Annotated in this window: 6 protein-coding genes; 2 read left to right on the top strand and 4 right to left on the bottom strand. The window is 54.3% G+C overall.

Annotated features, from left to right (window positions below; genetic code table 11):
* Positions 1-18 precede the first annotated feature (18 nt).
* The 4 genes from ACFE7X_RS06325 to ACFE7X_RS06310 form a co-directional block, all read right to left on the bottom strand.
* Positions 19-1,182: an aspartate aminotransferase family protein gene (locus ACFE7X_RS06325; RefSeq protein WP_375434823.1), complete on the bottom strand. Its 1,164-nt coding sequence runs from the start codon at positions 1,180-1,182 to the stop codon at positions 19-21.
* Positions 1,182-2,162, bottom strand: coding sequence for an N-acetyl-gamma-glutamyl-phosphate reductase (gene argC / locus ACFE7X_RS06320; protein ID WP_375434822.1), 981 nt, complete (start codon positions 2,160-2,162; stop codon positions 1,182-1,184). Before argC ends, ACFE7X_RS06325 begins: the two co-directional genes overlap by 1 nt.
* Positions 2,152-3,339 (bottom strand): argininosuccinate synthase, encoded by a 1,188-nt coding sequence (gene argG, locus ACFE7X_RS06315; protein ID WP_375434821.1) that lies wholly within the window; start codon positions 3,337-3,339, stop codon positions 2,152-2,154. The genes argC and argG overlap by 11 nt, the downstream gene beginning before the upstream one ends.
* A gap of 265 nt (positions 3,340-3,604) precedes the next feature.
* Positions 3,605-4,183, bottom strand: coding sequence for a GNAT family N-acetyltransferase (locus tag ACFE7X_RS06310; RefSeq protein WP_375434820.1), 579 nt, complete (start codon positions 4,181-4,183; stop codon positions 3,605-3,607).
* 612 nt (positions 4,184-4,795) lie between these two features.
* Here ACFE7X_RS06310 and argB point away from each other — a divergent pair.
* Positions 4,796-5,578 carry an acetylglutamate kinase gene (argB, locus tag ACFE7X_RS06305; protein WP_375434819.1) on the top strand — a complete coding sequence of 261 codons (783 nt, stop codon included), beginning with the start codon at positions 4,796-4,798 and terminating at the stop codon, positions 5,576-5,578.
* On the top strand, positions 5,566-6,633 hold the full coding sequence (locus ACFE7X_RS06300; protein WP_375434818.1) for a M20 family metallo-hydrolase: 1,068 nt from the start codon (positions 5,566-5,568) through the stop codon (positions 6,631-6,633). Before argB ends, ACFE7X_RS06300 begins: the two co-directional genes overlap by 13 nt.
* Positions 6,634-6,635 lie beyond the last annotated feature (2 nt).

The following is a 6,635-nucleotide window of genomic DNA, read 5'->3' as shown; positions in this document are numbered from 1 at the left end:
TCTCTACAGTGGGTTACTTTAATCTAGCGCTGACGGCTCCTGCATGGTGGCCACCGCTTTGCGCGTTAATTCGTACAGCGCGTGCAGGAACCGGTCGACTTCTGCCTTCGTGATGTTGAGCGGTGGCAGTAAACGGAGCACCGTGGGGTCGGAGGCATTACCAACGAAAATGTAGTGCTCAGTTAGCAGCTTGTCGCGCACGTCCTTGATGGGGAAATCGTACTTGATACCTACCATCAGGCCCCGGCCCCGAATTTCTTCGGCCCCGGAATTAGCTTCTAGCTCGGTGCGCAGGTAGTTGCCGAGTTCGGTGGCGTGCTGCAACAGGTTTTCGTCCTCAATGACTTCCAACACGGCCAGCGCAGCGGCGCAAGCCAGGTGATTGCCACCGAAAGTAGTACCCAACAAACCGTAAGACGCTTTCAACTCCGGCGAAATCAGGATACCACCGATAGGGAAGCCGTTGCCCATGCCTTTCGCCACCGAGATGATGTCGGGCTTGATGCCGGCGTATTGGTGCGCAAAGAATTTACCGCTACGACCGTAGCCACTCTGCACCTCATCGGCAATCAGCAGGACGCCGTGCTTTTTGCAGAGTTCGGCTAGTCCCACCAGAAACTTGTCGGAAGGCATGATGATGCCACCCACGCCCTGAATTGGCTCGATGATAACCGCGCAAACTTCGCCGGTTTGCATCACTCGCTCCACTTCGCTCAAATCATATGGCACAAAGGAAATGGCGTGGCCGGCGTTGAAAGGAGCCACGATTTTCGGGTTATCGGTGGCCGCTACCGCGCCGGAGGTTCGGCCGTGGAAAGCGCCTTTGAAGGCAATAACGTGGTTTTTGCCGGTGTGGAAGGAGGCCAGCTTCAGCGCATTCTCGTTGGCTTCGGCGCCAGAGTTGCACAAGAACAGCGTGTAATCCGCGTAGCCCGACACCTCGCCTAACTTACGCGCCAACTGCGTCTGAATCGGAATCTGCACGGAATTCGAGTAGAAGCCGATGTTCTGCAACTGTTCGGTGAGGCGCTGCACGTAGTGCGGGTGGCTGTGGCCGATAGAAATAACGGCGTGCCCGCCGTAGAAATCCAGATATTCCTGGCCTTTATCGTCCCAAAGCTTCGCTCCCAGCGCCTTGACCGGCGTGATATTGACGAGCGGATATACGTTGAAAAGCTCCATTACAAAAGCACTGATTTGAGGTGAAGGCCCGTCGTTTCCGGCAGACCGAACAGCAAATTCATGTTCTGGATGGCTTGCCCGGAAGCGCCCTTCACCAGATTATCAATAACCGAGGTAACCAATAGTTGCTTGCCAAATTTCTGCACGTGCAGCAGGCACTTGTTGGTATTAACTACCTGCTTCAGATGCAGTTCCTTGTTGGAAACCGTGGTAAACGGCGCGTCGGCGTAGAAATCCTTGAACAGTTGCCGCGCCTCCTCTTGCGTCAGGTCCGATGGTGTGTACACGCTGGCGAAGATACCGCGCGAGAAGTTTCCTCGGTACGGAATGAAGTGAATATCCATTTCCAACTGCGGCTGCAACTGCGCCAGGCTCTCCCCTATCTCGCCCAGGTGCTGATGCGAAAACGGCTTGTAGATAGACACATTGTTGGTGCGCCACGAGAAATGCACCGTCTCCGATAAGCTCTGCCCCGCACCTGTCGAGCCCGTAATGGCCGACACGTGCACATCATCGGTCAGCTTACCCGCAGCTGCCAAAGGCAGCAATGCCAACTGGATAGCTGTAGCAAAGCAACCCGGATTGGCAATGCTCTGCGCCTGCTGGATGCGGCTCTTGTTCAACTCTGGCAATCCGTAGACGAATTCTCTGTCGGCAAATTCCTGGTCGGCTTCCAAACGGAAGTCGTTGCTTAGGTCGATGACGTGAGTAGTAGCGGCCAAGGGCGTCTTTTCCAGGAAAGCACGCGAGTTGCCGTGCCCGAGGCACAAAAATACTACGTCCTCGTCTCCAGCCAACTCCGAGGCAAACACCAAGTCCGTTTCCCCCACCAAATCGTCGTGCACCTGGTACACCGGGTTGCCCGCGTTAGAGGAACTGACAATGGCTCCTAACTCCACGTATTCGTGATGCAGCAGGATGCGGAGTAGCTCGCCGGCCGTGTAGCCAGCGCCGCCCACAATGCCGACCTTAATTTTCATCGTTGAAGGAAGAATGTATGCGAAGCTGATTGCTGAAGATTTTGATGAAGCCCTTGGCGTCGCGGCCGTCCCAGGCGTCGTTTTCCTCGCCGTACGTTGCCACTTTGGAGCGCATCATGTCGTACTTCGATTCGATGCCTTGTAGCTCGAACTGATACGGCTTCAACGTCACGAACACCTTGCCCGACACCCGCTCCTGCGACGACGCAAGGAAGGCTTCCATGTCGCGCATGACCGGATCGAGGTACTGCGCCTCGTGCAGTAGCGTGCCGTACCAGTTGGCGATGTAATCTTTGTGCAGCAGCTGCCACCGCGACGAAGTGTGCTTCTCCAGCAAATGGTGGCCCTTCAACAAAATCAGCGGCGCCGGTGCTTCAAAACCAACCCGGCCCTTGATGCCCAAAATAGTGTCACCGACGTGTGTATCGCGGCCGATGGCGTATTTACCGGCCATTTCATTCAGTTCCTGAATGAGCTGCACCGGCTTCATCGCCTTACCGTTCAATGCCACTGGCTCACCTTTCTCGAAAGTAATTTCTATGCTGGTAGGCTCCGTAGCGGAGATTTGCGTTGGGTACGCCGACTCTGGCAGTGCTTGGTTGGAAGTCAAGGTTTCGACACCACCCACGCTAGTACCCCAAATGCCTTTGTTGATAGAGTACTTGGCCTTTTCCCAACTCATCTCGAAGCCGTGCTGGTTCAGGAAGTCGATTTCAGCCTGGCGCGACAGTTTCAAGTCGCGGATGGGCGTGATGATTTCGGTGTTCGGCGAAATCACCGAAAACGCCACATCGAAACGCACTTGGTCGTTGCCGGCGCCGGTGCTGCCGTGGGCAATGTAGTCGGCTTTGTGCTCTCGGGCATATTCAGCAAGAGCCAACGACTGAAACATGCGCTCGGCACTGACACTCAACGGATAGGTGTCGTTCTTGAGAATGTTACCGAAAATAAGGTAGCGCAGGCAGTCTTGGTAGAATCGCTCGGTTACGTCAATCACCTCGTGCTTAGTAGAGCCTAGCTCGTAGGCTCGCTTCTCGATTGCTGCTAGCTCCTCCTGAGAGAAACCACCCGAGTTGACGATAACCGTGTGCACTTCCAGACCCAATTCGCGGGTCAGGTACACCACGCAATAAGACGTATCCAAGCCGCCACTGTACGCTAAAACTACCTTTTTCATGCGTTAGTTAGAAGTAAGAACCGAGAGGTGAACAGTAAAGAACGGCATGCTTCGCCTAGCATTTGCTTCTGTGCTGCATTTCTTGCTGCTGTTGCCTAGCCAAAAGCTGATTGCGTTGCGAAATTAAGCGCTGCATCTCGCTATTATGGCATACTTATCATACCAGATGCTTTGGCAAGCACACACCAGATCAAGCAGGACAGTTAGTTGGCCGACAGCAACACGTTAAGCACATTGTAGCCTTAGCACAACGTTCGTTGCCAGCTCACTTCTCCTGATTAAGAATTTCGATGCTGGCTTGTGCTGGCTGGCTGTATTGGTCGTTCAGCGTATCATAGACCATGCCGGTACAGAGACACATTTTGCGCTCGTTTTCCATCAAGATACCGTAGTTCTTGCAGCTCGAGCAGCCTTTCCAGAAGTCGTCACTTTGCGTTAGCTCGGTGAACGTAACGGGCTTGTACCCTAGCTCGGTGTTGATTTTCATCACGGCCATGCTGGTCGTGATACCGAAAATCTTAGCCGTCGGATACTTGGTTCGGGAAAGCTTGAATACCTCGTGCTTGATAGCCCGACCCAGTCCCTCCTTCCGCAATTCGGTGTTCACAATCAACCCCGAGTTAACCACAAACTTGTTGTCCTCGAAGGTTTCGATGTAGCAGAAGCCCGCCAGCTGATCGTCGATGAAAGCAATAATGGAGTCACCTCTATCCATCTTTTTGATCAGATAGTTAGGGTCTCGCTTGGCGATGCCTACGCCGCGCTGTTTGGCAGATTCCTCATACCATTGACAAAGGGTTTCCACATACTGCGCGTCGGCAGCATTGGCTACGCGTAAAATCATGGTCAAAGCTCGGTTAGTTGCCTACTTATCAGACAACAGGCACGGAAAGACGGATGGGAAGAAGCTAAGGAATGCTTACGAATGAAGCGGCGCGACAACCGGAAAAAAGACCGGTATCAGGAAAAAATCCAGAAAACAACGGCGGCAGCTTCGCAAACTCACGGGAGCAGTTCTGACCAATAACTTGCCAGAAAAAGCATCTAATTAGGGCTTACACTCGTGTCACTCAGTTATTCGTTGAAGTTCTCTTCAAGCGGGGCGATTTGCAGGAAGGCCCCGGGCCGGTTCTTAACGTGGTAAAAACGCAGGCGAAATATTGCAGCCAGCTCTTAAGCTGGCATTATTCGCACGACCAACGTGGGCCGTCGCAAAAGCGCAATAGAGGAGAGACGAATCATGACGTGTGCCTTAGAGGCGGCGAGAGTGTTTCTGCGGTTTAAATGAATAGGACCGCTAAATCGTTGCAAAACTAGATGTTTTTTTTCGGAAACTTTGCCGGCTCCATATTAAAAAACCTTTAGCATTTATGGCTTTCCAACTTGCGGGCAACCGAGCAAGGGCAGATTCTCGCATTCACGGCCTTGATGCGCCGCATTTCACTTCTTACTAGCTATGAGCGAGGTTCTAAAAATATTCAAAATAGGGGGTGGCATCATCGACGATGAAGCGCAGCTCCGCTATTTTCTGGGCGAGCTGGCGCGCATCGAAGGCCGCAAAATACTGGTACACGGCGGCGGCAAAGGCGCCAGCCAGATGCTCAGCCGCCTTGGCATCGAGCCCCAGATGGTGGAAGGCCGCCGTATCACCGACGCCGCCACCCTTGACATTGTAACGATGTTCTACGCCGGCAAAACCAACAAGCAAGTTGTGGCGCTGCTGCAAGAGCAAGGCGTAAATGCGCTCGGCCTCTCCGGCGCCGATGGCAATGCCATTCTGGCCACCAAACGCCCCGTGCGTACCATCGACTACGGGTTTGTGGGCGACTTGAACGAGCAGAGCGTCAATACTCGCTTGCTGGAGCAGTTACTGGAAACTGGCCTCACCCCCATTTTATGCGCCATCACCCACGACGGGCACGGCCAATTGCTTAACACCAACGCCGACACTATTGCCAGCACCCTGGCGCGTGCTTTAGCGGTGTCGTACACGGTGGAGCTGCACTTTTGCTTCGAGAAGGATGGCGTGTTAACTGATATCAATGACGAATCCTCGGTAATTCCGCGCATCACGTCGGAGCAATATCAGGCTCTAAAGGCAGAGGGCGTTATTGCCGCCGGCATGATTCCCAAACTCGACAACGCCTTCGCAGCGCTGGAAGCTGGAGTAGCCACGGTGGTTATTGAAAACGCTCTGAAAATCAACGAGCCCGTGAAAACGATTCTATGTCAGAGCTAATCGAACGTCTTTCCGAAGAGGCTATTCAACTGTTGACTCAGCTAATCAAAACGCCTTCTTTCTCGCGGGAAGAAGGCGCCACGGCGGATCTAATCTTCAATTTTCTGGCTGCGCATGGTGCGCAGTCCCAACGCACCGGCCACAACGTGTGGGCTGTAGCCCCGAACTTCGATGCCACCCGTCCTACCCTGCTGCTCAATTCCCACCACGACACCGTAAAGCCCGGCAGCACCTGGACCTACGACCCGTTTGGGGCCGTGCTAGAGGGCGACAAACTGATTGGGCTCGGGAGCAATGATGCTGGAGCGTCGGCCGTGAGCTTGCTGGCTACTTTCCTCTACTTCCAGCAGCAGAACCCCGCTTTCAATTTGCTTTGCGCTATTACGGCAGAAGAGGAAGTGTCGGGCGCAGGCGGTATCCGCAGCGTTCTGCCCCAGTTCGGGAAAGTGGATCTGGGTATAGTAGGCGAGCCAACCCAAATGGACATGGCTATTGCCGAAAAAGGCTTGATAGTGCTGGACTGCGTAACTCACGGCCGCACCGGCCACGCGGCCCGCGACGAAGGCGAAAACGCCCTGTACAAGGCCATACCCGATATTCAGTGGTTTCAGCAGTACCAGTTTCCGAAAGTATCGGAGTTGCTTGGGCCCGTCAAAACCACCGTTACGCAGGTGCAAGCCGGCTCGCAGCACAACGTAGTACCCGACAAATGCCAGTTTGTGGTGGACGTGCGCACCAACGAGTTGTACGGCAATGAAGAGGTGGTGCGCTTGGTGCGGGAACATGTAGGCGCCGATGTAACCCCCCGTTCCACGCACCTCAATTCCTCCCGCATTGCCCTAGACCATCCGTTGGTGCGCAAAGGCCTAGCCCAAGGTCGCCGCACGTTCGGCTCCGCCACGCTGTCCGACCAATCGATGATGCCATTCGACACCATCAAGATTGGCCCCGGCGACTCTGCCCGCTCCCACACGCCCGATGAGTACATCTTGCTCAGCGAAATACGAGCCGGAATCCAAGGCTACATAGAGTTGCTGGACGGGCTGGAATTGTAGGA

It is taken from the genome of uncultured Hymenobacter sp. (genome assembly GCF_964242765.1).
In the GTDB taxonomy this organism is placed as follows: Bacteria; Bacteroidota; Bacteroidia; order Cytophagales; family Hymenobacteraceae; genus Hymenobacter.
This window is presented reverse-complemented; position numbering and strand designations above follow the sequence as displayed.